Raw genomic sequence first — 26,260 nt, 5'->3', positions numbered from 1 at the left:
ATTCAGTCCGGGCTTTGTTCCTTTAGCAACATCCGCATCCGGCGTGGTGATGCGTGTGGTCGCAATCAGGGGCAGGGGCGTAATCGCCAACTTCTGTCAGAACACTGCGCAGGGCCCACAGGATCATGTCCACATCATCGGCCTCAATGGTCAAAGGAGGGCGGATCTTCAGGATATTGTCTTTTGGACCTTCGCTGCCAATCAGAATTCGATAATCACGCATTCTGTTTTTGACGTATTTGCAAATCTCGGTGCCTTCGGACCCATCCGGGTTGATCAGTTCAACCCCAAGAAACAGCCCCATCCCGCGCACATCGCCGACGCACCTGAATTCCGTTTCGATCTGGCGTAAGCCATCCATCAAGCGGTTGCCCATCGTGCGAGCGTTGTCCTGCAACCCCTCATCATCGACGATATCCAGAACTTCCTTGCCGATCCGACAGGACAGAGTTGACCCCCCAAAGGTCGAAAAGAACTCGATCCCATTGTCAAAGCTTTGGGCAATTTCCTTGGTTGTAACCACGGCCCCCAATGGATGCCCGTTGCCAATCGGCTTACCCAGCACAACGATATCCGGTACCGCGCCTTGGTGCTCAAAACCAAAGTAATAGTCGCCCAGACGTCCCAGTCCGGTCTGAACCTCGTCGGCAATGCAAACCCCGCCCGCAGCGCGGATTTTCTCGTAGACCGCAGGCAGGTAGCCCTTGGGCGGAATAATCTGACCACCAACGGAAGGAAAGGTTTCGGCGATGAATCCGGCCAGGCCCTGACTCTTGTCCAGCAAAGCCGTGATGGCAGGATCGACAAGGTCTGCGTATTTTCGCGCGCGTTCGGGGTCATCACGCTTGAAAGAGCCGCGATAGTCATCAGCCACTTCTACCAGTTCGACCCAGTCAGCCTGTCCAACGCCACCGGGTTTGTTGAACTTGTACGCCGAAATCGCGACGGCTGCATTGGTGTTGCCGTGATACCCGTGATCAGGGGTGACAATGCCCTTGGCCCCGGTATGGGCGCGGGCCAAACGCAGCGCCAATTCGTTTGCCTCGGTCCCCGAATTGACGAAAAAGCAAACCTCGAATGGGTCTGGAAACTTAGAGAGTACTTTCTCGGCAAAGGCCGTCTGTGCTGGGTGTAAGTACCGGGTGTTTGAGTTCATCCGCTTCAGCTGATCCGCAGCAACGGCCTGAATACGCGGATGCGCATGGCCCACATGCGGAACATTGTTGTAGGCATCCAGGTAAGGGCGACCCCACTCATCAAACAAGTGGTGCTTCCACCCACGCACCAACATCACCGGGTCGTCATAGGTCAGGCTGAGATTGCCGCCAAAATGGGCTTTGCGACCCTGCGCGATTGCTTGCTTGTCGGTGGGTTGGTAGCACACCTTGTCATCCGGCAGGTTCAGCAACGCAGCTGGGTTCGGGCAAATCGCGTTCCACAACTCCATCTCGTCGGGGTCACCTACGCCGGGCCAATCGGCCTGCATTCCGTCTGTGGTCATGGCCAGTTGGAAATGAACATGCGGTGCCCAGCCGCCGTTTTGCATGGCGTCTCCCAGACGCCCAAAAGCCGCACCCTGTGCTACCGGATCGCCGGGTTTCAATCGGTCGCAGACTTCCGGATCCAGATGACCAAAGAGCGTGTAAAACGCATCCCCTTCGGGCGTTTCATGGTGCAAAATAATGACGCCACCGTAATCAAGATGTGCATCCCGGTTTTCGACGGCTTCGACCCGCCCGCTCATGGGGGCGTGCAATACTGTACCTGCGGAGGCGAAAACATCGACCGCCAGATGCACGGTACGCCGATCAGAGGCCTTCCAAGGACCCTTGCGAAACCCCGGTTCGGCGTAAATCAGGCGTGGTTCATTGTAGTAACCCAACCAAAACCCCTCACCATGTTCTTCGCCCACACGGGCAGCCTCGGCTAGAGGCATGTGGAACGGATTTTGAGGCCAAACACAGTTTTCCACTGACAGCGACCCCATCGGGGCATCGCTGAGATCCCTATCGAACATTGGCGCAAACGCGCCCCGGTGTTCTGACAGATAGGTTTGGACACGCGCCGCCCCGTCTGTGACGGGCAGCCCGCATGCAACGCGCAAGCGGGCAGGCATTAGCCCGCCATTGATGTTTACATTTTCAAGAAAGCGCCATGCGGGTGCCTGGCTGATAGTGATGTAAGGATCATCAGGGTTCTCGGTGGCCATCAAGGTCGAATTGACTACAGAAACTGCCAAGCGCATGCGCAGCAACGGCCAGATCAAATCGACCTCTTCTGCCTTTAACCGATTGGCGGCATGGTATCCACGGACCAATTCTGCCAGCGCTTTCTCTGGGTTTGGGTGGTCCAGAACTACATAGGCCCCCGCTATCGCCAAATCGCAAACGCGCGGTGCGACGCACATATCCCCCAGATCGATCAAGCCCGAAATGCTCTGACGCTGATCCAACGCACCTTCGACCAGAATGTTATAGTCGTTTGCATCATTGTGGATCGCCTGTTTGGGCAGACCGGCCAGTGCCTTCGAATGCGCCTGAAACTGCGCGCAGATATCCACCAGCAAAGCGCGGCGCGCAGGGTCAGTAATCGCATCCAATCGATCGGCGATCCAATGCGCTTGCATCAAATCCCATTTGAAATCCGCGCGGTGCAAACAATCGTGGCTAAAGGACTCCAAAACCCGATCTGTCGCGCCCAGAACGCGACCCAGCTTCAGGATCAATTCAGCCGACTTCGGTGCAATTGTGGCATAGCATTGCCCCGGCAACCGCTCCAGCATCCAAGCCAGCCGAGGCCGCCCTTGCGGGTCCGCAATCTCCGGCAGTTCGAGCCCGCTCAAGTCCGCAATAACTTTCGGAAACGGCAATCCAGGCGCCTCAGACGCGATGTGGTTCAATGCCTTAATCTGCATATCCACCAATTCAACCGAACAGCCCGGACGCATAACTTTCAGAACGTAATCCTGCCCGTTGGTCGCCTGAACCAGAAAGTTCAGATCATATTCGCCATCCAGGCGGGTCAGCGATGCGTCCAACCCCCAGCGCTGCCGCACCAAATCCGCCCAGAACGCCATTACGTCATCCATTCAAAATCCTGTCCCGTCAGACGCGGGATCCTCTTCATCTGGCCAAAAATATCCTCGGGGGTGAATTGGCCCAACGGGCCAAGAGGGGGCAGACAGCCCCCTTACCCTTAGTCCAGCGCGCGCAAGCGTTTGATCAGCGAGGATGTGTCCCACCGACCGCCGCCCAGTTTTTGCACATCTTTGTAGAACTGATCGACCAACGCAGTCACGGGCAGTGAGGCACCCGTTTCGTTCGCCGTATTCAGGCAAATACCCAGATCCTTGCGCATCCAATCGACAGCAAAACCGTGATCGAAATGATCGTCCAGCATAGTTTCATACCGATTTGTCATCTGCCAACTGCCAGCCGCACCCTGGCTGATGACCTCGACGACCGCACGTCCGTCCAATCCTGCTTTTTCGGCAAAATGCAGCGCTTCGCTCAAGCCCTGAACAAGCCCGGCAATGGCAATCTGGTTGCACATTTTGGTCATTTGTCCCGCACCGCTTTCCCCGATCCGGCGGCAGATCTTGGAATAAACCTGCATGACCGGCTCTGCGGCGTCATAGGACGCCTGATCCCCACCACACATGATCGACAGAACGCCGTTTTCGGCCCCCGCCTGACCGCCCGAGATCGGAGCGTCAACGAAAGCGACGCCAGCGGCTTTGCCGGCCTCGTACAGCTCGCTCGTGACTTTTGCAGAAACGGTCGTGTGGTCGACAAAGATCGCGCCGTCTGACATGCCCGGAAACGCTCCGTCGTCTCCTGTGCAAACCATGCGCAGATCGTCGTCATTTCCAACGCAGGCCATCACAAACTCTGCGCCTTCGGCCGCTGCGCGCGGCGTTGCTGCCATTGCGCCGCCATGCTGCGCAACCCAGGCTTCGGCCTTTGCCGTGGTTCTGTTGTAGACGGTGACTTGGTGACCTGCGGCCTGCAGGTGTCCGGCCATCGGATAGCCCATGACCCCCAGGCCCAGGAATGCGACTTTTGCCATAGTTAAGATCCTCTCTGCTGTCCGGACCTTATCTAGTGCAGCAGGCCGGGATGTTCAGCACTGACAAACCAAAGCTGCGCCCAAAGGGCAACCCCATGTCACGGCTTGCCGCCCAAATCCCGCAGGATGGGGCAGTCAGGGCGATCATCGCCCGCGCAGGCTTCAATCAAATGCCCCAAGGTGTCTCGCATGGCGTTCAGATCCGCGATCTTTGCCTCGATCTGCGCCATGTGAGCCCGTGCAACCTTTTTAACATCAGCGCTGGCGCGGGTTTCATCCTCGTAAAGCGCCATCAGGGTTCGGCAATCCTCGATCGTAAAACCCAGCGCCCGGGCCCGGCCCAGAAAATTCAGTTTGTGCAGATCCTGACTGCGAAACCGGCGATAGCCATTGTCATCTCGCAAAGGTTTGATCAGGCCAATGTCTTCATAATAGCGGATGGTTTTCGCGGGCAGTCCGGTCTGTGTCGATACGTCTCCGATATTCATGCCGGCACCGCCTGTGGCGCAGGGGCTTTTTCAGTCAGGTGAAAGCGAGTGCGAACGCGGCGCAGGCGCAATGCGTTGGATACGACAAACACGCTGGACAGTGCCATCGCACCAGCAGCAAGCGCCGGGGACAAAAGCGGTCCTCCAAACGGATAAAGAACGCCAGCTGCCACTGGGATCAGCAACGCATTATATCCAAAGGCCCAGCCCAGGTTCTGATGAATGTTGCGCATCGTCCTGCGGCTGATCTCAACCGCATTGATTACCCCCCGCAAATCGCCCGACATCAACACAACATCTGCCGTTTCAATTGCGACATCCGTCCCGGTACCGATGGCAATACCTGTATCAGCGGCTGCCAGTGCTGGGGCATCGTTGATGCCGTCACCCACAAAAGCCAGCGCCCCGTGCTGATCGCGTAGGGTGTTTATCGCTGCCAGTTTTCCGTCGGGAAGGACTTCGGCAGTGACGTGGTCGATGCCCAGTTTTTGCGCCAAAGCCTGCGCTGTGCGGGCATTGTCGCCTGTGATCATCGCCAGCGTCAGCCCCATACTGTGCAGCTCGGCCAAAGCCTCAGCGGTTCCGGGTTTGACCGGGTCTGATACCGCCAACAGGGCTGCGGCCTGTCCGTCGATCGCGACAAACAGCGGCGTTGCACCTTCGGTTGCCCTTAGCTCGGCCTCGGCGCTCAAGTCGGATAGGTCAATCTGGTTTTTCTCCATCAGACGGGAAGACCCGATCAATACCGCATGCCCTGCTGTCATGGCCTGCACACCGAGCCCGGTCAGAGACTGAAAATCTGCAAGGTCAGGCAACGCCGATGGACCGGCGCGGGTAATAGCCGAAGCAATAGGATGTTCAGAGCGGGACTCGACCGCTGCTGCCAGGCGGAGCACGGTGTCACGGTCAAATCCGTTGGTTGTCGTGATGCTTTCTAACTCGGGGCGGCCCATGGTCAGCGTGCCGGTTTTGTCCAAGGCGATGATTTTGGCCTGCTGCAGCTGTTGCAAAGCATCGCCTTTGCGGAACAGCACACCCAACTCAGCGGCGCGTCCGGTTCCGACCATGATCGACGTGGGGGTTGCCAACCCCATGGCGCATGGGCAGGCGATAATCAGGACAGAGACCCCTGTCACCATCGCCATCGGCAGTGCGGGCGCTGGGCCGAACAAAAGCCAGACTGCTATCGTCAGCAACGCTACTCCGATCACTGCGGGGACGAACCACGCCGTAATCCGGTCGACCATCGCCTGAATAGGCAGTTTAGCCCCCTGCGCCTGTTCTACCATTCGGATCACCTGAGCCAGAACGGTATCGGCCCCGACGCGTGTGGCACGAATGCGCAGCGCCCCCGTTCCGTTCACCGTGCCGCCGACGACCTGAGCCTTGGGGGCTTTGCCCACAGGCACAGGCTCACCGCTGATCATGCTTTCATCGACATATGAGGTGCCGTCCAGAACCTCACCGTCGACGGGCAAACGTTCTCCTGGACGGACCTGAATGATGTCACCAACTCTGATCTCGGCGATCGGCTGGTCGACTGTCGTGTCGCCCCGTTCAACCCGAGCGGTCTTGGGTTGCAGCCCGACAAGCTTGCGAATTGCAGCGCCGGTGCGCCCTTTGGCCCGCGCCTCCATCACGCGCCCCAAAAGGATCAGCACCACGATGACCGAAGCGGCTTCGAAATACACGTTTGCGCTGCCTTCAGGCAAAAGCTTGGGCGCGAAGGTGGATGTCACAGAAAACAAATAGGCTGCACCCGTACCGATCGCGACCAACGCATTCATATCCGGCGCACCTTTCAGCAGGGCGGGGATCCCCTTGCGGTAAAAGACCCGCCCCGGTCCAATCAGCAATGCAGTGGTCAGCGCAAACTGGATCAGATAACTGGCTTGCATACCGATGGTTGCGTGTATCCAGTGATGAAAGGCCGGGACCATATGCCCGCCCATTTCCAAAACGAATACGGGCAGGGCCAGAACGGCCGCGACGAGCGTCGTGCGGGCCAGAGATCTCGCCTCTTGGGTTTTTTCTGAGTTTGGATCATCTGCTTGCGCGACGTGCGCTGGATAACCTGTGTCTGTGCAAAGCGTGGCGAGTTCCAGCGGATCGGTTGCCGCGTCGATAAAGCGGATCGTTGCGGTTTCCGTGGCAAGGTTCACCTGGGCACTGACCACGGCCGGTGCTGCCATCAGCGCGCGTTCCAGCCGCGCCACGCACGAGGCGCAGCTCAGCCCGTCAATCTTTAAGGTCGTCTCGGTGGTCGCAGCCGGATAACCCGCGACATCCAGCGCGTCCGTCAAAGCGCCGAGCGGACCGTCATATTTCACAAGGGCGGTTTCGGTGGCAAAATTCACGGATGCTTCTGCAACGCCCGGTACACCGCGCAAAGCAGTTTCAACGCGCCCAACACACGACGCGCAGCCCATTCCCGTTATTTTCAATTGCGTCGATTGAGGGTTTTCCATCCGACTCATCCCGCTGTGCAACTGTTCTGTTTATGGGGGTTCCAGTCACGGGAAGGTCAAGGGGAAAGGGTGCGTTTTCACGCATACCAGCGTTGCAAATTCGGTTATTGGTCCCGCAACATTTCCAGCAAAAGCGAGTTGTAAACGCCAGGTGGTGTGCTGCGAACAGCTTCGGGGGAAGCGAAAAACGCGAATACCAACGCCACGACAAACAGCACCAGACCGATTACGAAAAGACCTGCAATGTTAATCGTCGAACGTCGCATTTTGTTTTCCGTTTACAGATAATTGGCCGGGCAATGTGCCATTCAGGATTTTTCAGCCAGCTTTCGCTTCAATTGTTCATTTTCCACCTGCAGCTGCGCCAATTGCTGGCCCAGCGTGTTCAGGTGTGGGCGCAATTCGGCCTCGGAATAACGGGGGGTGATGTGTCGGGGACAGTTCCAATCCAGCCCCTCGACACGAATGATCACGGCGCGTTCCGCCGCCGCCTCGGCCCCATCAGGATAGAGGCTGGCTGCTGCAGCCTCACCTTCAGTGAACGTGACCCGGCCCAGAATTTTCAGGCGGCGCTGGTTCGCATAATCCATCAGGATCATCGCAACCCGGTCATTGGTGTCCAGATTGCCGCGCGAAATGTACTGTTTGTTACCAGAGAAATCCGCGTACCCGAGTGTTTGCGGGCCCAGGACTTTCAAAAACCCAATGGGTCCACCGCGAAATTGCACATACGGCCAACCGGTTTCCGACACACTGGACTGGTAGAAACCATCACGCGCTTCAATAAATGCTTTCTCTTCCGCGCCGATCTCGTGACCTTGAAGGGGGCCGCCTTCGATAAACTTGGCATAGGTCTTGGCCGACCCCATTCGCTCTTGATGGGCAAGCACGGTCGGCGTGAAAGACAGTTTTGAAAAAGCGCGCGGCATGGTGAGTTTCTAGAGACCCAGATCAGAAAGACCGGGATGGTCATCCGGGCGTGGGCCGTGCGGCCAATGGAACAGGCGGTCTTCTTCGGCAATCGGCAAATCATTCAAAGACGCGTGACGTTTTGCCATGCGGCCGTCTTCCGCGAATTCCCAGTTCTCATTGCCGTAAGACCGGAACCACTTTCCGCTGTCGTCGTGCCACTCATAGGCGTAGCGCACGGCGATCCTGTTTCCGGAAAAGGCCCAAAGCTCTTTGATCAACCGATAATCCAGTTCTTTGTTCCATTTGCGCGTCAGGAAGGCGTGGATGTCTGCGTGACCCGAAATGAATTCTGCCCGATTTCGCCACGTGCTATCTTCGGTATAGGCAGGCGTCACAACATCAGGATCGCGGCTGTTCCAGCCGTTTTCGGCCATACGCACTTTTTGGATGGCTGTTTCTTCAGTGAAGGGGGGCAGAGGGGGACGGCTCATACGGTGCCTTTCAGATCAAAGTGGCGGCAAAAATTGCCAAAGATAATAAAATGGGGACGTACTGAGGTGGTATTGGGCTGCTGTGGCGTCGCATTGACAAGCTCCGTTATTTACAGATCGGTACACCTTGAATTGATCATGTACCGATCGGTAAACTTTTGCAAGTCTCGGGTTGAAAAAAAGACGCTGTGTCCCAGAACACTCATTTTTGATGCATCTTTTTGCAGATTGCGGCGCTGAAACTTGTGAGTTGAGCGTTAGGATATTATGTACTGATCAGTACATTCAGGAGCCGAACATGCGCCCAAACAAACGTGATGAGCTTGTCCGGAACGCATTGCAGGTCTTTTACCGCGATGGGTTTCATTCGACCGGTATGGATAAGCTGGTCACGGAAACAGGCGTGTCGAAAACGTCGATGTACAAGCACTTTCGCACCAAGGAAGACCTGATCCTTGCCGCTTTGCGCCTGCGGGACGATACGTTCAGCGCATGGTTCTTCGAGAGGGTTGATGCGCTTGCCGACACACCTGCCCAGCAGCTGATTGCGGGCTTTGACGCATTGGCAGAATGGTTTGAGGAAGACGGATATCGCGGGTGCATGTTCATCAAGGCGGGGGCTGAGTATCAGGACAAGGACCACCCGATCCACGCCCAGGCCGCCGAACATAAGCGCGTCTTTTTGGAATACCTCGTCAAGACGGCCCGAAAGGCTGGCGCAAAGGATCCTGACCAGTTGGGCTGTCAGCTTCTTCTTCTGATGGAAGGGGCCATCGTGACGGCGGTTCTGATCGATAATTGCGGCCCCGCGCGCGACGCGAAGGCCGCGGCACAGGTTCTTTTGGACAATGCGCTGATGGGCTAACGCCGGTTGATCGAAAAAGACGTTGCGTTGCAACCGCGTCCGCGCATTGGAATGGATCAACACCACAGCTACCCTTACCGAAACTTGAATCGGGAGGACGCGAGATGTCTCTGTTTACCACAACCGCCAACTGGGTGACGGAAGAGCACCAGATGTTTGCCGAGATGGCGCACCGCTTCATGGATGATGAACTGACGCCAAATATCGAGCGTTGGAACGAAGCTGGCGTTGTGGATCGTGCGTTTTGGCACAAGGCTGGTGAAATGGGGCTGATGGCCGGTGCCATCCCAGAAGAGTATGGCGGTGTCGGCGGCGACATCGGGTTTGATGCCGTCACGATGTACGCGCAGGCGTCGAGGGGCGACTCTGGCTGGGGATATGCCATCCAGTCGATCGTCACGCATTACATCACCGCATACGGAAGCGAGGACCAAAAGCAAAAGTGGTTACCCAAACTGGCCACGGGTGAGATAGTTGGTGCGCTTGCCATGACCGAGCCGGGGACTGGTTCCGACGTTCAGTCGATCCGGACGGCAGCGGAAAAGGATGGAAATTCTTATCGGTTGAATGGCTCGAAAATCTTCATCACCAACGGCCAATCCGCTGACTTGATCCTTGTGGCAGCAAAGACGGATAAAACCTTAGGGTCTAAGGGCGTGTCTTTGGTTGCCGTCGAAACGAAAGGCGCTGAAGGATTTCGCAAGGGTCGCAACCTCAAAAAGTTGGGCATGAAGGCAAACGACACGGCCGAGCTGTTTTTTGAGGACGTCAAAGTTCCAATGACCAACCTGATCGGTCCGGAAGAAGGCCAGGGCTTTTATCAGATGATGAAACAACTGCCTTGGGAACGTTTGACAATCGCGATAGGGGCGCTGGGTGCAATTGATTTCGCCATCGCTGAAACGGTCAAATACACGCAAGAGCGCAAGGCCTTTGGGCAACGTGTTATGGACTTTCAGAACACCCGGTTCAAGCTGGCTGAGTGCAAGACAAAAGCTGAGGTGCTGCGTAGCTTTGTCAACGACTGCATCGCACGGCTCGAAGCCGGAACGTTGGATGCGGCAACCGCGTCAATGGCGAAATACTGGGGCTCTGAGGCGCAAAACGAAGTCATGCATGAGTGTCTTCAGCTATTTGGTGGATACGGGTTCATGATGGAGTATCCGATTGCGCGTCTGTACGCAGATGCCCGTGTGCAAATGATCTATGGCGGAACGAATGAGATCATGAAGGAACTCATCGCTCGGTCATTGGACACATAAAATCCCCAAAGCGCTCCCGCCCGTCGTCGATGTTTCTGGCGAAACATCTCCTTCCGTTGGGCCGGGCAGTTTTCCCACAAATATCTAAACCTAAGTCTCTTGGCCGCGCGCCACTTGCTCTTTCAGCCAGTGTTTGAAGGATTTCAGGGGTTCAGATTCGGCGCGGGATTGGGGCCAAACCAGAAAGAACTCTCCCAAACTGATGGCAGGCCCTTGCCAAGCAGCCACCAAACGTCCGGTCCGCAGATCATCTGCAACGAGGTAGCTTGGCAAGAGCGCGACACCCAAGCCGTGGATCGTAGCCTGTCCCATTGTCGAAAACTGATCAAACAGCATGCCACGGATGCCAGACACGTACCGTCCCTGAGCGGCGAACCAGCGCTCCCAGGCGTCGGGTCGGGTTTCTAGGTGCAATAGAGGGGCTTTCAACAACCAATCCATGTCCTCTGCGTCCTTCGGCAAAAGCCCAGGGGCGCAAACCGGCAATACGTCTTCGCGCATGATCGGCAGATAGTTTACGCCGGCCCAATCCCGTCGGCCGAAATGAATGGCGGCATCAAAAAGTTCGGTCTCAAAGTCAAAGGGCTTAAGTCGCGTGTTCAGGTTCACTGTCACCTCAGGGTGGCGGCGGGCGAAATCCCGGAGCCGCGGCGCGAGCCAATGCATCCCGAATGCCGGAAGAATTGACAGGTTCAGAGACCCTCCGGTCGGGTTGGCCTTGAGCTTTAGTGACGCTTGCGCGAGTTGCTGTAACGCGGTGCGCGCGACTTGCACGTATTCTCTGGCAGCCGGTGTAAGGTGCAGTCGCATCTGGGTGCGCTGAAGCAACTCGACCCCCAACTGCTCTTCCATTGCCTTGAGTTGGCGGCTGATGGCGCTTTGGGTCAGGGATAATTCCTCGGCAGCGGCCGAAGCGCTGCCTAAGCGGTCTACAGCTTCCAGCGCCAGCAGCGACGGGACAGAGGGCAGGAAGCGGCGCGGGGCGATCATATAACAAATCCTCATACCTTTCGGACGGAATATCACTGGTAATTGCGATCCGCCAGACCGATACAAAGGGCCAGTTTCGCGTTTGGGGATGGGCACCAATGACATTAATTGAAAGCCGCAGTGATTTTCGCAGGGCCAGCCGCCTTGGCGGGATTGAGCTTTCGGAAATCGTTCAAATCTCGGAACACGCAGCCCGTCTCAGGGCGCAGGGTGCAGATGTGATCGCGCTGAGCACGGGCGAGCCTGATTTCCCAACGCCGGAACATGTAGTTGAAGCGGCACATAAGGCCGCGCTGGGCGGTCAGACAAAGTACCCGGCGACTGCGGGAACACCGCAATTGCGCAATGCCATTGCGCAAGACGCGGGCGTGCAGGCCGAAAACGTGATTGTATCGACCGGGGCGAAGCAGGTTCTGTCCGGCGCGATGATGGCGACGCTTGATCCCGGTGATGAGGTCATCACCGCCGCGCCGTTCTGGACAAGCTACGCGGACATGATCCGACTGGCCGGAGGTATCCCGATCGTCGTAAGTTGCCCGGCATCGCAAGGGTTCAAGATGACCCCCGCGCAGCTGGAGGCCGCGATTACGCCGCGGACGCGATGGCTTTTGCTGAATTCTCCATCCAATCCGACTGGCGCAGTTTATTCGGCATCCGAGTTGCAGGCGCTGGGACAGGTACTACAGAACCACCCGCAGGTCTGGGTGATTTCTGACGAGATTTACCAGCACCTGTCCTATGTGCCTTTCGCATCGTTTGGCGCGGCTGTGCCTGAACTGGCCGATCGGGTTTTGACGGTCAGTGGTGTGTCCAAGGCCTATTCAATGACAGGATGGCGCATTGGTTGGGGCGTGGCACCCGCGCCATTGATTAAGGCGATAGCCGCTGTTCAAGGGCAAGTCACTTCAGGTGCCTGTTCCATTGCGCAGGCCGCGGCGTTGGCGGCCATTACCGGCCCGCAAGATATTCTGGACGAGCGCCGCGATGCCATACGCGCGCGGCGTGATCTTGTTGTGGCGGGTCTGAACGCTGCAAGGCTGGATTGCAGTGTCCCGGACGGAGCGTTCTATGTCTTCCCCAAAACACCCGAAAAAATGCCGACAGATCATGAGTTTTGCCGCTTTTTGTTAGAAAAGACGGGGGTTGCACTGGTTCCGGGCCGCGCGTTTGGCATGTCGGGGCATTTGCGGCTTTCTTTTGCCTACGCGACGGAAAGCCTGCAAGAAGGTATGCGCCGCATCGCCGATGTGACCGCCAGTTTGAAGTAAGAGAGGCCGCCAATGGATCGCGCTCAGATCGTTCACGAGAATTTCCTGACCCGCGTTGCGCAGGGCGATCTGCCGCCGGGTGCCCGCCCACGCGATGGGTTGTCCAATGCCGAAGCTGTGTCCCTGTTTCGGTCACAGGTCCTGAGCCGGGCATTGGATCGGACCAGTCGCGCAATGCAAAAGGCGGGGCAGGGGTTCTACACGATCGGCTCTTCAGGGCACGAAGGCATGGCCGCTGTGGCACATGCGTTGCGCCCGACCGACATCGCCTTTTTGCACTATCGCGACGCCGCATTTCAGATCGCGCGGGCTGAGCAGGTTCCCGGACAACAGATTGCCTGGGATATGCTGCTGAGCTTTGCTTGCTCCCGCGAAGACCCGACCTCGGGCGGGCGGCACAAGGTGTTGGGGTCCAAAGCGCTGATGATACCGCCGCAGACTTCGACGATTGCAAGCCATTTGCCCAAGGCCGTAGGTGCGGCCTATTCGCTGGGGGCTGCGCGACGTCATGATCCTGAACACCGCGAGTTGCCGGAAGACGGGATTGCGATGTGCTCGTTCGGGGATGCGTCGGCCAACCATTCGACGGCACAGGGGGCCATCAACACAGCTGGTTGGACAAGTGTGCAATCCACGCCTCTGCCGTTGCTGTTCGTGTGTGAAGACAACGGGATCGGGATTTCCGTCAAAACACCCAAAGGGTGGATTCAGGCCTCGATGGAGCATCGTCCGGGGATCAAGTATTTTCAGGCCAACGGTCTGGACATATTCGAAACCTATGCTGTCGCCAAAGAGGCCGCTGATTATGTGAGGACCCGCCGGAAACCGGCGTTTTTGCACCTCAAAACTGTTCGGTTATACGGTCATGCGGGTGCAGATGTTCCCACAACCTATTTGCCCAAATCCGAAGTGGAGGCGGATGAGGCAAATGATCCATTGCTGCATTCCGTTCGACTTTTGGATCAAGCCGGGGCATTGACACCGGACCAGGCGCTGACGATCTACACCGATACGTGCGCCCGCATGGACCGTATCGCGGCCGAGGCCGCCTCTCGCCCGCATCTTGCTGATGCAAAGGATGTGATGGCCAGTTTGATACCGCCCAAGCGCAACTGCAAACCCACGAACGGCCCCAGTGCCGAGGCGCGGGCGGCGGCGTTTGGGGGCGATCTGCGGGCGATGAAAGATCCTCAGCCCATGAGCCGCCTGATCAACTGGGCATTGACCGATCTGATGCTGGATCACGGTGAGATCGTCTGCATGGGCGAAGACGTCGGCCGCAAGGGCGGTGTTTATGGGGTGACGCAAAAGCTGCAGCAGCGGTTTGGACCGGACCGGGTGATCGACACGCTTTTGGATGAGCAGTCCATTCTGGGTCTGGCAATCGGGATGGGGCATAATGGTTTTGTACCGATCCCGGAAATTCAGTTCCTTGCCTATCTTCACAATGCCGAGGACCAAATTCGTGGTGAGGCCGCTACGCTGCCGTTTTTCTCGAACGGGCAATTCACGAACCCGATGGTCCTTCGGATTGCGGGCCTAGGCTATCAGAAAGGGTTCGGTGGGCATTTTCACAATGACAACTCTTTGGCTGTTCTACGGGATATTCCCGGCGTGATTATTGCTTGCCCTTCGACCGGCGCAGATGCAGCGCGGATGTTGCGGGAATGCGTGCGTCTTGCGCGTGAAGAACAGCGCGTCGTGGTGTTTCTTGAACCCATCGCGCTCTATCCAATGCGCGATCTGCACGCACCTCAGGACGCAGCCTGGATGACAACCTATCCTGACAGGGATCAACGCATCCCACTGGGCGAGGTCGGCGTGCACGGCGACGGTGCAGATCTGGCAATTGTTACCTATGGCAATGGGCATTACCTGTCCAAGCAGGCTCTGCCCGAGCTTGAGGCGGCTGGTCTGAAGGTTCGGATCGTCGACATGCGATGGCTTGCGCCGCTGCCGGTTGACGCACTGCGCGCCGCGACCAAGGGGTGCGCGCATATTCTGGTCGTCGACGAATGCCGTCGCACCGGCAGCCAGTCCGAAGCATTAATGACGTTCTTCACCGAGGATAACCCAGCAACTCCGGTCGCCCGCGTTGTGGCCGAGGACAGTTTTATCGCCACAGGTCCTGCCTATGCCGCGCCTTTGCCATCTAAGGACGGCATCGTGTCAGCCGCACTATCCCTGACAGGAGGTCGATCATGACCCGCACTGCCGTCGTTATCTGCCCTGGCCGCGGCACGTATAACAAACCGGAACTGGGGTACCTGCGCCGCCATCATTCCAACCGCGCCGAACTGCTGCGCAGCTTTGATGCGCTTCGTCTTGAAAATGGTCAGGAAACCGTGACTGAGTTGGACGGGGCCGAGCGGTTTTCCGTCAGCACGTATTCTCGCGGCGATGTGGCCTCACCCCTGATCTACGCAGCATCGCTGGCAGATGCCCAAGCGCTGGCCGAAGACATCGAAGTTGTCGCCGTTACGGGCAATTCTATGGGGTGGTATATCGCACTGGCCGCCGGAGGGGCGGTGTCACCCGAGAACGGTTTTCGCGTGGTGAATACTATGGGCACCCTGATGCAAAAGCACCTGATCGGTGGCCAGCTTGTCTATCCCTTTACAGAAGACGATTGGGCAGACAACGCTGCGCGTAAGGCCGAATTGCTGGAAGATGTGGCGCGGATCAACGCGAAAGAGGCGTGTGATCTGGCTTTGTCCATTGATCTGGGTGGAATGCTGGTGCTGGCCGGAAATGAAAACGGGCTGAAGGCGTTCGAGGCCTCTCAGCCTGTGGTGCAGGATCGCTTTCCGATGCGATTGCCGAACCATGCAGCCTTTCACACGTCGCTTCAGGTGCCCGTTGCCGCCAAGGGTCGGGCCGCTTTGGGGCCCGAATTGTTTACTCAACCTGACCGTCCTTTGGTGGATGGTCGTGGGAAAATCTGGTGGCCCGGTGCAACTGACACGCAGGCCCTGTGGGACTATACTTTGGGCCATCAGGTGACCGAAACTTATGATTTCACACGTGCGATACAAATCGCCGCGCGCGAGTTTGCGCCAGATTTGTTTATTGTAACCGGACCGGGTGCCACCTTGGGCGGCGCTGTGGCGCAGTCTCTGGTTCTGGCAGACTGGCGCGGGATGCGCGATAAAGAGATGTTTCAGGCCCAGCAGGCAGCCCAACCCTTCCTTATCGCGATGGGGCGAGAGGATCAGCGAAAGATTGCGACCGGTTGATGCCGCAATGGCGGTAAGGTTTTAAGGAGCCCTAAGTGACCGACTATGACCAATCCCTTTGGCGCGAAACCTGTCGCGAGCATGTCGATTGCGCCCCGTTGGCCGGTGACCTAGCGGTCGATCTGGCGGTAATTGGGGGCGGCTATACAGGGTGCTCCGCCGCGTTGGCGGCGGCAGAAGCAGGCGCAACCGTTGCCTTGCTTGAAGCGCAGGAGATTGGGTACGGCGGTTCTGGCCGCAATGTCGGTCTGGCCAATGCAGGGCTTTGGTTACCACCCGATGAGATAAGGTCACATCTGGGTGCGGATGCAGGTAGCCGTCTGATCGACCTTCTCGGGCAGGCCCCATCGGACGTGTTTGAACTGATCGACCGGCACAACATCGATTGCGAGCCGACCCGGGCTGGAACGCTGCATTGCGCCCACTCGCCAGCAGGGCTGGCAGACCTGAAAAGCCGGTTTTTACAGCTCAGCGCCGCGGGTGCGCCGGTGGAATTGTTGTCCGCGGAACAGACGTCTCAGCGGACCGGCAGCGGCGTTTTTCACGGGTCCCTTTTCGACCCTCGCGCCGGTGCGATCCAGCCCCTTGGATATGTGCGTGGTTTGGCGCGTGCGGCAATCGAAGCGGGCGCGCAGGTCTTTACTCAAAGCCCGGTTTTGACAATGGGGCAGGAGGCAGGCGTTTGGGTTATCCAGGCAGCCGGAGGAACAGTGCGTGCGAAATCTGTGATACAGGCAACGAACGCATACCATCAGGGATTGAAGGATCACGCGCCAGCCTACGTGCCTGTGTATTACTTCCAGTTCGCGACTGCCCCACTCAGCGATAATCTCCGCGCCAGCGTTATTGCAGGTGGCGAAGGGTGCTGGGATACCGGGTTGATTATGACATCTTTCCGGTTGGATCAGGAGGGCCGGTTCATCATCGGTGCCATGGGTGATCTGGGCCATGCTGGCAGTAACGCGCATAGCGCTTGGGCCCGGCGAAAGATGGCCGAGCTTTATCCGCAACTGCGGGATCAAACGTTGATGCCGGGATGGCATGGACGGATCGCAATGACCTCGGACCATATCCCGAAAATCACACAGATTGGCCCGAACGGGTTGTCGGTACACGGGTTTTCCGGACGTGGTATCGGGCCGGGTACTGTTTTCGGGCGTTTGACTGCGCTTAGCCTAGTGAATGACGATCCAGACCTTTTGCCAATCCCGGCAGTGTCTACGCATACCGAAAGTTGGACAGGCTTGCGTCGCGCTTATTTCGAGACAGGGGCCGCGCTGACCCATTTGGTCAAGGCAAGGTTCTGATCTTCACGCGACTGTCTGCCCTGATGGAGCGTGTCTGATATTTAAAGTGTGGCCGCGATCACTTCGATCCGCTCGCGCAGCCAACGATGGGCCGGGTCATTCGCTGAACGCTGGTGCCACACCATATAGATCGAAACCGGTTCACACGCGAAGGGTAGCGGCGCGCAGTCTAGTGCGGCCAAGGGTCCATGTTTCATCAGGGCGGTGTCGGTTGAAATCAGGTTGCTGCCAGACACAAAAGACGGGATCGCGTTGAAATGGGGCAAGGTGACGGTCGGTGGTCGGATTTGCGTTTGATCCACGCCGCGCATCACCGCGCGTGAGCTGCGCCCGTCTGAAAACCGAACCTCAACATGGTCTGCGGCACAGTAGGTTGCCCAGTCTGACGGGGGCTCGCGTTGTGCGGCGTCGTAAAAGACCATCAGTGGACTTTGTAGCAATCGTTTCTGAAAGATATCTGGCCCGTCGGGCGGCAGCGGTGTCAGCATAAGCTGGCAGCGGTCACTGCGCAGCAAGTCAGGGTCTGGTACGCCGGACGGTATGAAACCCATTTGCAAACGGATGCCTTCTGCCCGTGTGGTTCGCAACAGCTTGGGAAAGATCAACTCTCGCGGCATATCATTAGTGGCGATCTGGATATGCATCTCTTCGGACATCGGATCAAAGGGCCGGTCTTCGGTCAATGCCCGCATCCCGTCCAAAACGCGCTGCACCGGATCTTTCAAGGAAAGAGCACGTTCGGTGGGCGTAAGCCCCTGACCTGATCGCACGAACAAAGGGTCGCCCAGAACGTTTCGCAATTTGGCCAAAGTATGGCTGATGGCCGATTGCGTAACTCCAAGCCGGTCCGCAGCTTTCGAGACCGAGGTTTCCTCGAGTATCGCCAGGAAGACTCGCAGAACCTTGCCGTCCAGTTCGGTAAAATCAGTTTTGTTCATATTATCTATGATTATTCATGAATGGTTTCGGTGTCTACGCCGGGTTATGGGAAGGGCGCAAACAAGGGGCTTGGAATGGGTATTCGCTTTTTTTCGGATAAAAACAGACCGGTTCATATGGGGCCTTACCCGCTGGAACGGCTGGCGCGCCAGACGGCAATGCCCGACTTGTCTGTGGCAAAGCCCGATCCTGCGCTCAGCTTTCACCGTCCGGACCAGCCGGAGAGTATTGTCAACGCCATGGGCGAGTTCCAAGCGATGATGGACGCGATCCGCGACGGGTTTGTGAATCCTGTCAAATCCGAGATCCCCCCGGATGCGGCAGAGCGCGCCAACCATTTGAAAGCTTTCGGGTATTTCAACGATGCTTCGATGGTCGGTTGCGGCCCATTATCGCCTGAAGCGCTTTTGCCTGAACCGCGCCGAAATCCTGACATAGATCGTTTGGCATATGCGCTGAAAACGCGTCAGACCAAGACGCTGGCGTCGGGGATCGACGTGATCATGGCCGACCTGAAAGAAAGCATGGAGGCCGCGCCAAGGCCAATGCAGGTGCATAAGCATGCCATCGTTTTTCTGTATGAACACAACCGCGACCCGGATGCATCAGAACCCGGGGCGGATTGGATTATCGATGCGCAGGATCACCGCGCTTGCTTGTTAGCCACAGAGAATGCCGTGGTGATCGCCAATTATATCCGTCTGCTGGGCTATGATGCGAGGGCACATACGGCGACCTCGTCAGAAGTGGACTTGGGCAAGCTGGCTGTCGCTGCCGGTCTGGCGTCGGTCGAGGGTGGAGATGTCGTTTCCCCCTGGCTTGGGACCCGTTTCGGATTGGCCGCCGTGACGACCGAGATGCCCATCGCACATGATCAACCCTTGCAGCCAATGGCACAGCAACCCTGGTTTCGCACGCAAGGCCCGGCGTGGTGGTTGGGGGCTGGGTTTGCCAAGAATGCGCTGAACCGGGATCCATATGCCAAACGCCGCTACGTCGACGGTGCCCACCCGTTTGAAAAGCTCAAGCGGGTCGAGACGCCGACCACATATATCGACGAAGAAAACGTTGCCCGTGTCCCCAAGCGGGCGGACATGTTCGCGCGGGCTCAGTTCGGGGATATGGGCAAAAACCTGCAAGACGCGGCAAAGGGCGGATATTACGCACGCAAGGCCGCGCCCAGCTTTGCCCAGCGCCGCGCGTTGGGGGCGTTTGTATTGTTGCAAGACGGGGATAGCGCCGATGCGGTGCCACCAAGCGATGCGGCCCGCAACGCGGCGAACATTAAGGCGGCGACGTATTTCCTTGGGGTTGACGCCGTAGGTCTCAGCCGGTGTCCGGATTGGGCGTGGTATTCGCATGATGCCACGGGTGAAGAGATCGTTCCGCCCCATGATCAGGCCATCAGTATGATCATCGATCAGGGTTATGAAACGATGGAGGGTGCCAGCGGCGATGACTGGATCAGCGTTGCCCAGTCAATGCGCGCTTATTTGCGTTTCTCTCTGTTGGGTGGGGTGATCGCGCAGCAAATCCGCAATCTTGGCTACAAGGCCAAGGCCCATACGGTGATGGACGGAGAGGTCTTGCAACCTCCGCTGCTTTTGTTGTCGGGGCTGGGAGAGGTCAGCCGGATCGGCGAAGTCATCCTGAACCCGTATCTCGGGCCACGTCTTAAGTCCGGTGCGGTGACCACCGATATGCCGATGGATCATGACAAACCGATTGATTTCGGGCTGCAGACCTTTTGCGAAAGCTGCAACAAATGTGCCCGCGAATGCCCGTCAGGTGCGATAACCGCCGGGCCCAAGCTGATGTTCAACGGCTATGAGATCTGGAAATCCGACAGCCAGAAATGTGCAACCTACCGCGTGACCACTCCGGGAGGAGCGATGTGCGGCCGGTGCATGAAAACCTGCCCCTGGAACCTCGAAGGACTGTTCAAAGAGCGCCCCTTTCGCTGGGCTGCGATGAACATCCCGCAATCCGCGCCCGCATTGGCAAAGTTGGACGACATGATGGGCAATGGCGGCCTGAACGACGTCAAGAAATGGTGGTGGGACCTTGAGTTGCAGGCGGACGGCGCCTATCGCCCCTCAAAGCATCCTTTGAACCGACGTGATCTGCAAACTGATCTCGACCTGAAATACGAGGACCAGACGCTGGCGGTTTACCCCGCCTATTTGGCCCCCCACCCCTGGCCCTATCCCTTTGCCATGGACCGAGAGGCCGGGATCGCAGCCTATCAGGCCATGGTCACAGCAGATGAATACAAGGCGCGCAAAGCCGCAGGCGATCTGTCGGTGATCCATCGCTATACAATTGCAGGCGATGCCCCGGTGATGCGCGTGGAACTGACCAAGGTCGACAAGATGACCGCCGATGTGACCAAGTACGAATTCGCGACACTCGACGGTGCGGCCTTACCCGAATGGACGGCGGGCGCGCATCTGGACGTGCTGGTCGCGCCGGAATTCCTGCGTCAATATTCGATGTCGGGTGATCCTGCCGATCCTATGACCTATCAGATCGGCGTACTGCGCGAGGACGAAGGGCGCGGCGGTTCTGCCTTGTTGCACCGGATTTTCAATGAGGGGCGCAAGGTTTTCATCTCGAAACCGATCAACCATTTTGAGCTGGACGAGACCGCGACCAAGACCTTCTTGATGGGCGGCGGTATCGGTATTACCCCCATGATAGCTTTTGCGCATCGGCTGCACGCATTGGGCAAACCGTTCCAACTGCACTATTCCGTCAGTACGCGTAACACGGCCGGGTATCTGGATGACTTGGCAAAGATGCCTTGGTCCGATCACGTGCACTATCATTTTTCCGACGAGGGAACGCGCGCCGATCTGAACGCCATTCTGTCCGGCTATCAAAACGGTTGGCATGTCTACACCTGCGGCCCCGAGCGGTACATGGACGGCGTGATCCAAGCAGCCGAGGCGCAGGGATTTCCCGAAGAGGCGCGGCATTTGGAGTATTTTTCGGTTCCCGAACAACCCGAATATGAGAATCACCCTTTCACTATTCGATTGGTGCGATCAGGCCGGGAATTGCACGTACCTGCAGACAAAGACGCCGCCGAAGTGTTGAACGAGGCAGGTATTCACGTTGACGTGAAATGCGCGGACGGCATCTGCGGTGTGTGCAAATGCGGTTTGGTATCCGGCGCGGTGGAACACAGGGATTTTGTTCTTTCCAATCAACAGCGCGAAGGGGCCATGATCCTGTGCCAAAGCCGCGCGGCGGAAGTGGATGGAATAATTGAGCTGGACCTATGAACGGTCACCTAAAAACGACATGCAAGAATTGCATTTTCGTCGCTCAGAGGCATGGACGCGACGGGGTTGCTGCATTAGTTTTCGCGCGAACCCAGTGAATCCTGATCAACAGGCGCGAGGACTCTTTCATGAACTACCACAGCCCCGCCAGTTTTGCCGAAGCCTCGGCACTGGCTGCAAACGCAACGGGCGTAACGCGGTTTCTGGCCGGCGGCACCGATGTCCTGGTCCAGCTGCGATCAGAGCTGGTTACACCAGACACGCTGATTGACATTAAAAAAATTGATGGTGTGCGTGATATAGCGCGCAATGCCGATGGCAGCTGGACGCTGGGCGTCGCTGCGACCGGTGCTGAAATGAGCGAGTATCCCGAGCTTGGCAGTGACTGGCCCGGTGTGGTCGAGGCTATGGATCTGATCGGGTCGACCCAGGTTCAGGGCCGCGCCACTTTGACCGGCAACCTGTGCAACGGCTCTCCGGCAGCGGACTCGGTCCCGGCAATGGTAGCTGCGGGCGTGACCGTGACGGTTACCGGTCCGGAGGGCACCCGCGAGATCGCGGTCGAGGATGTCCCGACCGGCCCGGGAAAAACGTCACTTTCCAAGGGTGAGGTGATTTCCGCCGTAAATATCCCCGCACGTGGCGCGAATGGTGGCGACGCATACCTGCGTTTTATTCCGCGCACCGAGATGGACATTGCCGTTGTCGGCGTCGGTGTGAACCTGCGGCTGGACGGTGACACGGTCACCGAGGCACGTGTGTCTTTGGGTGCGGTCGCACCAACCGTTTTGCTTGTCGAAGATTGCGCCAAGGCCATTATCGGCACAACGCTGGACGATGCTGCCCTGGATGCTTTGGCCACGGCTGCGTCGGCTGCATGCAACCCAATCGACGACAAGCGTGGTACGATCGAATTCCGCACCGAAGTCGCTGGTGTTCTGGCCAAGCGCGCTGCCAAGATCGCATATGCCCGCGCAAAGGGAGAAGAAGTATGAGCAAGCTCCACGTATCTACGACTGTGAACGGGGACAGTGTCGAATATCTGTGCGACCCCCGCGAAACGCTGCTGGATTGTCTGCGTGACAAGCTGAACCTGACAGGCGCGAAAGAGGGCTGCGGTACCGGCGATTGCGGTGCCTGTTCGGTTACCGTCGACGGCCGTCTGGTCTGTTCGTGCCTGATGCTGGGCGTCGAGGCCGACGGAAAGCAGATCGAAACCGTTGAAGGGATTGCAGATGGTGATGTTCTGCATCCGTTGCAGAAGAAGATGATCGAATATGCCGCTCTGCAATGCGGCATCTGCACTCCGGGTATTTTGGTGGCGGCAAAGTCGTTGCTGGAAAAGAACCCGAACCCGACCGAAGAAGAAACCCGGTACTGGCTGGCAGGCAACCTGTGCCGCTGCACCGGCTATGACAAGATCATTCGCGCCGTGATGGATACGGCGGCTGAGATGCGGGAGGCGTCATAATGGCTTTGGACGATCGCAAAACTGAATTCAATTTTATAGGCACGCGCCCCGACCGTCCCGACGGTTTGGACAAGGTCACGGGCCGCGCCAAGTTCGGCGCTGATATCTCGGCACCGGGTATGCTGCATGGCGCTATTCTGCGCTCGCCTCATGCGCACGCGCGGATCGTCAAAATCGACACCTCGAAAGCCGAGGCGCACAAAGACGTCAAAGCTGTCGTTACACGTGCCGATTTTGCAGACGTGCCGTTCTTTCCGGGTCTCGAGGGCGAGTTCTGGAACGTGCTGGAAAACGTCATGGCAGGCGAAAAAGCCCTGTATGATGGCCATGCCGTAGCGGCAGTGGCGGCAACGTCTGCGCTGGCGGCGCGTGATGCGCTAAAGCTGATCGAGGTTGAATACGAGGTCCTACCGCACGTGACCGACGTGGACAAGGCGATGGCTTCGGACGCGCCTGTTATCCGCGAAGGCGCTGCGGACTACTCGGTCCCTGAGGGTTTGCACCCGAACGTCGTGCGCTATCACGAAAGTGGGCATGGTGATGTGGACGCGGGCTTTGCCGAGGCCGATCTGGTCATCGAAGACAGCTTTACCACCGAGGCCACGCACCAGGGTTACATCGAGCCGCACGCCTGCCTTGGGTCTTTGGGCGCCGATGGCAAGGGTGAGCTGTGGTGCACCACCCAAGGTCACTGGATCGCGCAGAAAACCTGTGCGGCACTGCTGGGTATCGAAACCTCGCAACTGCGTGTGACAGCGTCCGAGATTGGCGGTGGTTTTGGAGGCAAGACTACCGTGTTCATCGAACCGGTCGCGCTGGCGCTGAGCCGTAAGGCAAACCGCCCCGTCAAGATCGTGATGACCCGGTCCGAGGTGTTCCGCTCGACCGGACCGACTGCTTCGGCGTCTATGGACGTCAAGATCGGGATGAAGAAGGACGGCACAATTACTGCGGCACGTGGCGAATTTCGCCTGCAGGGCGGTGCCTTCCCCGGCGCGCCATGTGACATGACCGCGATGTGCGCGTTTGCGGCCTACAACCTGACGAACGTCAAACAGATCGGCTATGACGTCATGGCCAACCGTCCGAAACAAGCCGCTTATCGTGCGCCGGGTGCGCCGATGGGGGCGTTTGCGGTCGAGTCCGTTATTGACGAATTGTGCAACAAGCTGGGTTTGGATCCGGTCGACGTGCGCTTGAAGAACGCGGCGCATGAGGGTACCAAGGCCAGCTATGGCCCCCGGTATGAACGCATCGGGCTGGTGGAAACCCTCGAAGCGGCCAAGGCACATCCGCATTATTCAGCGCCGTTGAAGCCGGGGCAGGGGCGGGGAATTTCCTGCGGCTTCTGGTTCAACCACGGGGGCGAGACATCCGTAACTCTGGCTCTGTCCGAGGACGGCTCGGCGCAGGTTATGGTCGGAACGCCGGATATTGGCGGCTCGCGTGCGTCGATGGCACTGATGGCTGCCGAAGTACTTGGCATTCCTTACGAAAATATCCGTGTCACCGTCGCGGATACCGCCACCTTGGGTTACAACGATGTCAGCCACGGCTCGCGTGTGACCTACGCATCGGGTTTGGCCACGATCAAGGCCGCCCGGCATGCGGTTGAAAAGCTGTGCGAACGCGCAGCGGCCAAATGGGATATTCCGGTCGAAGCGGTGAAATGGGAAAACGGCTGCGCGGTGCCTTCCGGCCCGAACGCAGGTGATTTCGATCCTATGCCTTTGGCTGACATCACAGCGAAAATGGGACGCACCGGCGGTCCGATCTCGGGCCATTTTGAGGCGACACCCGAAGGCGCTGGCGTGTCATTCGGCACCCATATCGTCGATGCTGAGGTTGACCCTGAAACCGGCAAAACGTCGATCACCCGCTACACTGTCATTCAGGACGCCGGTAAAGCCATCCACCCAACCTATGTGGAAGGCCAGTACCAGGGCGGGGCAGCGCAGGGCATTGGTTGGGCGCTGAACGAGGAATACATCTATGGCGAGGATGGTCGCCTGCAAAACTCGATCTTCCTCGACTATCGCATCCCGGTTGCAAGTGACTTGCCAATGATCGACACGGTCATCGTCGAAGTACCCAATCCCGGCCACCCATTCGGTGTACGCGGAGTGGGTGAAACGGGCATCGTGCCGCCTTTGGCCGCGATCGCCAATGCTGTGTCGAACGCTGCAGGTGTTCGGATGAAGCAACTGCCAATGTCCCCGCCGCGTATTCTGGCGGCGCTCAAGGACAATGGTTGAGGTCCATCTTTGGTCTGGTCTCCGGTCATTGACCGGGGGCCAGCAAGTGGTCGAGGTTGAGGCCAAGACCACAGGTGAATTGTTAAGAGAGCTGGTGCGGGTACACCCGCAGCTTCAGGCCCCAATAGATGCTGGCGTTTCTATTGCTGTTGACGGTCGGGTCATTGCCACAGGCCTCACCGAACCCATACCGGAAGGCGCCGAAGTTTATCTAATGCAGCGCCTCAGAGGCGGTTAAGCAGGCGACCAGGGTTCGCGATCGACCATGCGGTCGGCTTCTGCCGTTATGTCATTCATGTGTTGTTCAAGGCTTTGACGAAGCTCTTCGATCTGCTCTTCGGTCGCTTTGCGGGGCACTGTTTCAGTCCACTCGCGGCAAACAAACACACCTTTGTTGCGCCAGGGGCGGGGCATGAGCAACCTATCCCATGTGCCAGCCTCGCGTCCGTGTTGTGCGGAGAAGGTGATCCCGAACACCCGCTTTCCAGTCGTGCGTGCCCAGACCAGGGGCACCGTGGACAGCACCCGTTCCGGCCCGCGGGGGCCGTCGGCTGCGATGCCTATTGAAATACCCTGCTTGACTTTCCCAATGACTTCACGCGATACGGCGACGTTGCTTTTGTGTTTGCTGGTCATGGCAATGGTATCCATGCCGAACAGCTTTTGAACGCGGCCCACCATGCTGCCGGCCCGTGCAGAGGATGTGATCGAACAGATGCGGCCCTTGTCCAACGGGTAGAAATACGGGGATTGCGCTAGCCGCTGGTGCCAAAGCACAACGATAACCGGCTCGCCTTGGGCCGCCAGTTGATCCAGCTCTTCATACCCGATGCGCTGCCATTCCGTATTGCGATTGACCAGCCTGATATACCAGGCAATGCGCCGCGCAACCCAGTTCAAGACGGCTTCACTGTCGGCAATCTTCTTGCGAATACTCACAGGCGGGGTCCTTC

At 58.0% G+C, this 26,260-nt stretch carries 21 protein-coding genes; 11 read left to right on the top strand and 10 right to left on the bottom strand.

Translation table 11 applies throughout. The features are described 5' to 3' along the window. Positions 1-22: 22 nt before the first annotated feature. From ACR0DG_RS17450 to ACR0DG_RS17420, 7 genes are all read right to left on the bottom strand, one after another. Positions 23-3,088: an aminotransferase class III-fold pyridoxal phosphate-dependent enzyme gene (locus tag ACR0DG_RS17450; RefSeq protein ID WP_480699598.1), complete on the bottom strand. Its 3,066-nt coding sequence runs from the start codon at positions 3,086-3,088 to the stop codon at positions 23-25. A gap of 107 nt (positions 3,089-3,195) precedes the next feature. Continuing rightward, positions 3,196-4,068, bottom strand: coding sequence for an NAD(P)-dependent oxidoreductase (locus ACR0DG_RS17445; protein WP_480699596.1), 873 nt, complete (start codon positions 4,066-4,068; stop codon positions 3,196-3,198). Positions 4,069-4,166: 98 nt separating this feature from the next. Continuing rightward, on the bottom strand, positions 4,167-4,556 hold the full coding sequence (gene cueR / locus ACR0DG_RS17440; RefSeq protein ID WP_480699594.1) for a Cu(I)-responsive transcriptional regulator: 390 nt from the start codon (positions 4,554-4,556) through the stop codon (positions 4,167-4,169). Next, the gene (locus ACR0DG_RS17435) at positions 4,553-7,024 is read right to left on the bottom strand and encodes a heavy metal translocating P-type ATPase (protein ID WP_480699592.1); all 2,472 of its coding nucleotides are present in this window, start codon (positions 7,022-7,024) and stop codon (positions 4,553-4,555) included. The genes cueR and ACR0DG_RS17435 overlap by 4 nt, the downstream gene beginning before the upstream one ends. Positions 7,025-7,128: 104 nt before the next feature. Beyond that, complete coding sequence (locus ACR0DG_RS17430) at positions 7,129-7,290, bottom strand: hypothetical protein (protein WP_480699590.1); 162 nt, start codon at positions 7,288-7,290, stop codon at positions 7,129-7,131. Between the two features lie 42 nt (positions 7,291-7,332). Next, positions 7,333-7,953 carry a pyridoxamine 5'-phosphate oxidase family protein gene (locus ACR0DG_RS17425; protein ID WP_480699588.1) on the bottom strand — a complete coding sequence of 207 codons (621 nt, stop codon included), beginning with the start codon at positions 7,951-7,953 and terminating at the stop codon, positions 7,333-7,335. A 9-nt stretch (positions 7,954-7,962) separates the two neighbouring features. Then, a complete protein-coding gene (locus ACR0DG_RS17420; RefSeq protein WP_480699586.1) occupies positions 7,963-8,427 on the bottom strand; it encodes a nuclear transport factor 2 family protein in 465 nt (154 codons plus the stop codon). Positions 8,428-8,725: 298 nt separating this feature from the next. Here ACR0DG_RS17420 and ACR0DG_RS17415 point away from each other — a divergent pair, with 298 nt between their 5' ends. Both ACR0DG_RS17415 and ACR0DG_RS17410 read left to right on the top strand, forming a co-directional pair. Further along, positions 8,726-9,292 (top strand): TetR/AcrR family transcriptional regulator, encoded by a 567-nt coding sequence (locus tag ACR0DG_RS17415; RefSeq protein ID WP_480699584.1) that lies wholly within the window; start codon positions 8,726-8,728, stop codon positions 9,290-9,292. A gap of 104 nt (positions 9,293-9,396) precedes the next feature. Then, a complete protein-coding gene (locus ACR0DG_RS17410) occupies positions 9,397-10,554 on the top strand; it encodes an acyl-CoA dehydrogenase family protein (protein ID WP_480699582.1) in 1,158 nt (385 codons plus the stop codon). Positions 10,555-10,644: 90 nt separating this feature from the next. Here ACR0DG_RS17410 and ACR0DG_RS17405 read toward each other — a convergent pair whose 3' ends face one another. Beyond that, entirely contained in the window at positions 10,645-11,544 is a 900-nt protein-coding gene (locus tag ACR0DG_RS17405) for a LysR substrate-binding domain-containing protein (protein ID WP_480699580.1), read from the bottom strand. Between the two features lie 98 nt (positions 11,545-11,642). Between ACR0DG_RS17405 and ACR0DG_RS17400 the strand changes: the two genes are divergently transcribed. From ACR0DG_RS17400 to ACR0DG_RS17385, 4 genes are read left to right on the top strand one after another with little or no spacing between them, the layout of a single operon-like run. Beyond that, complete coding sequence (locus ACR0DG_RS17400) at positions 11,643-12,812, top strand: pyridoxal phosphate-dependent aminotransferase (protein WP_480699578.1); 1,170 nt, start codon at positions 11,643-11,645, stop codon at positions 12,810-12,812. A 12-nt stretch (positions 12,813-12,824) separates the two neighbouring features. Then, the gene (locus tag ACR0DG_RS17395) at positions 12,825-15,017 is read left to right on the top strand and encodes a dehydrogenase E1 component subunit alpha/beta (protein ID WP_480699576.1); all 2,193 of its coding nucleotides are present in this window, start codon (positions 12,825-12,827) and stop codon (positions 15,015-15,017) included. After that, positions 15,014-16,048 carry an ACP S-malonyltransferase gene (locus ACR0DG_RS17390; RefSeq protein WP_480699574.1) on the top strand — a complete coding sequence of 345 codons (1,035 nt, stop codon included), beginning with the start codon at positions 15,014-15,016 and terminating at the stop codon, positions 16,046-16,048. The genes ACR0DG_RS17395 and ACR0DG_RS17390 overlap by 4 nt, the downstream gene beginning before the upstream one ends. Positions 16,049-16,083: 35 nt before the next feature. Then, the gene (locus ACR0DG_RS17385; RefSeq protein WP_480699572.1) at positions 16,084-17,355 is read left to right on the top strand and encodes an NAD(P)/FAD-dependent oxidoreductase; all 1,272 of its coding nucleotides are present in this window, start codon (positions 16,084-16,086) and stop codon (positions 17,353-17,355) included. A 41-nt stretch (positions 17,356-17,396) separates the two neighbouring features. Here ACR0DG_RS17385 and ACR0DG_RS17380 read toward each other — a convergent pair whose 3' ends face one another. Further along, complete coding sequence (locus ACR0DG_RS17380; protein ID WP_480699570.1) at positions 17,397-18,293, bottom strand: LysR family transcriptional regulator; 897 nt, start codon at positions 18,291-18,293, stop codon at positions 17,397-17,399. Between the two features lie 75 nt (positions 18,294-18,368). Between ACR0DG_RS17380 and ACR0DG_RS17375 the strand changes: the two genes are divergently transcribed. From ACR0DG_RS17375 to ACR0DG_RS17355, 5 genes are all read left to right on the top strand, one after another. Continuing rightward, positions 18,369-21,581: a reductive dehalogenase gene (locus ACR0DG_RS17375; protein ID WP_480699568.1), complete on the top strand. Its 3,213-nt coding sequence runs from the start codon at positions 18,369-18,371 to the stop codon at positions 21,579-21,581. Positions 21,582-21,709: 128 nt separating this feature from the next. Then, positions 21,710-22,576 carry an FAD binding domain-containing protein gene (locus ACR0DG_RS17370; RefSeq protein ID WP_480699567.1) on the top strand — a complete coding sequence of 289 codons (867 nt, stop codon included), beginning with the start codon at positions 21,710-21,712 and terminating at the stop codon, positions 22,574-22,576. After that, on the top strand, positions 22,573-23,052 hold the full coding sequence (locus ACR0DG_RS17365) for a (2Fe-2S)-binding protein (RefSeq protein WP_480699565.1): 480 nt from the start codon (positions 22,573-22,575) through the stop codon (positions 23,050-23,052). Before ACR0DG_RS17370 ends, ACR0DG_RS17365 begins: the two co-directional genes overlap by 4 nt. Continuing rightward, positions 23,052-25,307 (top strand): xanthine dehydrogenase family protein molybdopterin-binding subunit, encoded by a 2,256-nt coding sequence (locus ACR0DG_RS17360; protein ID WP_480699563.1) that lies wholly within the window; start codon positions 23,052-23,054, stop codon positions 25,305-25,307. Before ACR0DG_RS17365 ends, ACR0DG_RS17360 begins: the two co-directional genes overlap by 1 nt. Continuing rightward, positions 25,300-25,545 carry a MoaD/ThiS family protein gene (locus ACR0DG_RS17355; RefSeq protein WP_480699561.1) on the top strand — a complete coding sequence of 82 codons (246 nt, stop codon included), beginning with the start codon at positions 25,300-25,302 and terminating at the stop codon, positions 25,543-25,545. The genes ACR0DG_RS17360 and ACR0DG_RS17355 overlap by 8 nt, the downstream gene beginning before the upstream one ends. Here ACR0DG_RS17355 and ACR0DG_RS17350 read toward each other — a convergent pair. Beyond that, a complete protein-coding gene (locus ACR0DG_RS17350; RefSeq protein ID WP_480699559.1) occupies positions 25,542-26,246 on the bottom strand; it encodes a lysophospholipid acyltransferase family protein in 705 nt (234 codons plus the stop codon). The genes ACR0DG_RS17355 and ACR0DG_RS17350 overlap by 4 nt on opposite strands. Positions 26,247-26,260: the final 14 nt, after the last annotated feature.

This window comes from Ruegeria sp. BG8 (genome assembly GCF_056538325.1).
The sequence above is the reverse complement of the archived record's forward strand: the minus strand, read 5'-3'. Positions and strand labels throughout refer to the sequence as shown.

Coding starts and splice junctions, on each gene's coding strand:
- ACR0DG_RS17450 (WP_480699598.1), bottom strand. CDS start 3,088: ATGGATGACGTAATGGCGTTCTGGGCGGATTTGGTGCGGCAGCGCTGG.
- ACR0DG_RS17445 (WP_480699596.1), bottom strand. CDS start 4,068: ATGGCAAAAGTCGCATTCCTGGGCCTGGGGGTCATGGGCTATCCGATG.
- cueR (WP_480699594.1), bottom strand. CDS start 4,556: ATGAATATCGGAGACGTATCGACACAGACCGGACTGCCCGCGAAAACC.
- ACR0DG_RS17435 (WP_480699592.1), bottom strand. CDS start 7,024: ATGGAAAACCCTCAATCGACGCAATTGAAAATAACGGGAATGGGCTGC.
- ACR0DG_RS17430 (WP_480699590.1), bottom strand. CDS start 7,290: ATGCGACGTTCGACGATTAACATTGCAGGTCTTTTCGTAATCGGTCTG.
- ACR0DG_RS17425 (WP_480699588.1), bottom strand. CDS start 7,953: ATGCCGCGCGCTTTTTCAAAACTGTCTTTCACGCCGACCGTGCTTGCC.
- ACR0DG_RS17420 (WP_480699586.1), bottom strand. CDS start 8,427: ATGAGCCGTCCCCCTCTGCCCCCCTTCACTGAAGAAACAGCCATCCAA.
- ACR0DG_RS17415 (WP_480699584.1), top strand. CDS start 8,726: ATGCGCCCAAACAAACGTGATGAGCTTGTCCGGAACGCATTGCAGGTC.
- ACR0DG_RS17410 (WP_480699582.1), top strand. CDS start 9,397: ATGTCTCTGTTTACCACAACCGCCAACTGGGTGACGGAAGAGCACCAG.
- ACR0DG_RS17405 (WP_480699580.1), bottom strand. CDS start 11,544: ATGATCGCCCCGCGCCGCTTCCTGCCCTCTGTCCCGTCGCTGCTGGCG.
- ACR0DG_RS17400 (WP_480699578.1), top strand. CDS start 11,643: ATGACATTAATTGAAAGCCGCAGTGATTTTCGCAGGGCCAGCCGCCTT.
- ACR0DG_RS17395 (WP_480699576.1), top strand. CDS start 12,825: ATGGATCGCGCTCAGATCGTTCACGAGAATTTCCTGACCCGCGTTGCG.
- ACR0DG_RS17390 (WP_480699574.1), top strand. CDS start 15,014: ATGACCCGCACTGCCGTCGTTATCTGCCCTGGCCGCGGCACGTATAAC.
- ACR0DG_RS17380 (WP_480699570.1), bottom strand. CDS start 18,293: ATGAACAAAACTGATTTTACCGAACTGGACGGCAAGGTTCTGCGAGTC.
- ACR0DG_RS17375 (WP_480699568.1), top strand. CDS start 18,369: ATGGGTATTCGCTTTTTTTCGGATAAAAACAGACCGGTTCATATGGGG.
- ACR0DG_RS17370 (WP_480699567.1), top strand. CDS start 21,710: ATGAACTACCACAGCCCCGCCAGTTTTGCCGAAGCCTCGGCACTGGCT.
- ACR0DG_RS17365 (WP_480699565.1), top strand. CDS start 22,573: ATGAGCAAGCTCCACGTATCTACGACTGTGAACGGGGACAGTGTCGAA.
- ACR0DG_RS17360 (WP_480699563.1), top strand. CDS start 23,052: ATGGCTTTGGACGATCGCAAAACTGAATTCAATTTTATAGGCACGCGC.
- ACR0DG_RS17355 (WP_480699561.1), top strand. CDS start 25,300: ATGGTTGAGGTCCATCTTTGGTCTGGTCTCCGGTCATTGACCGGGGGC.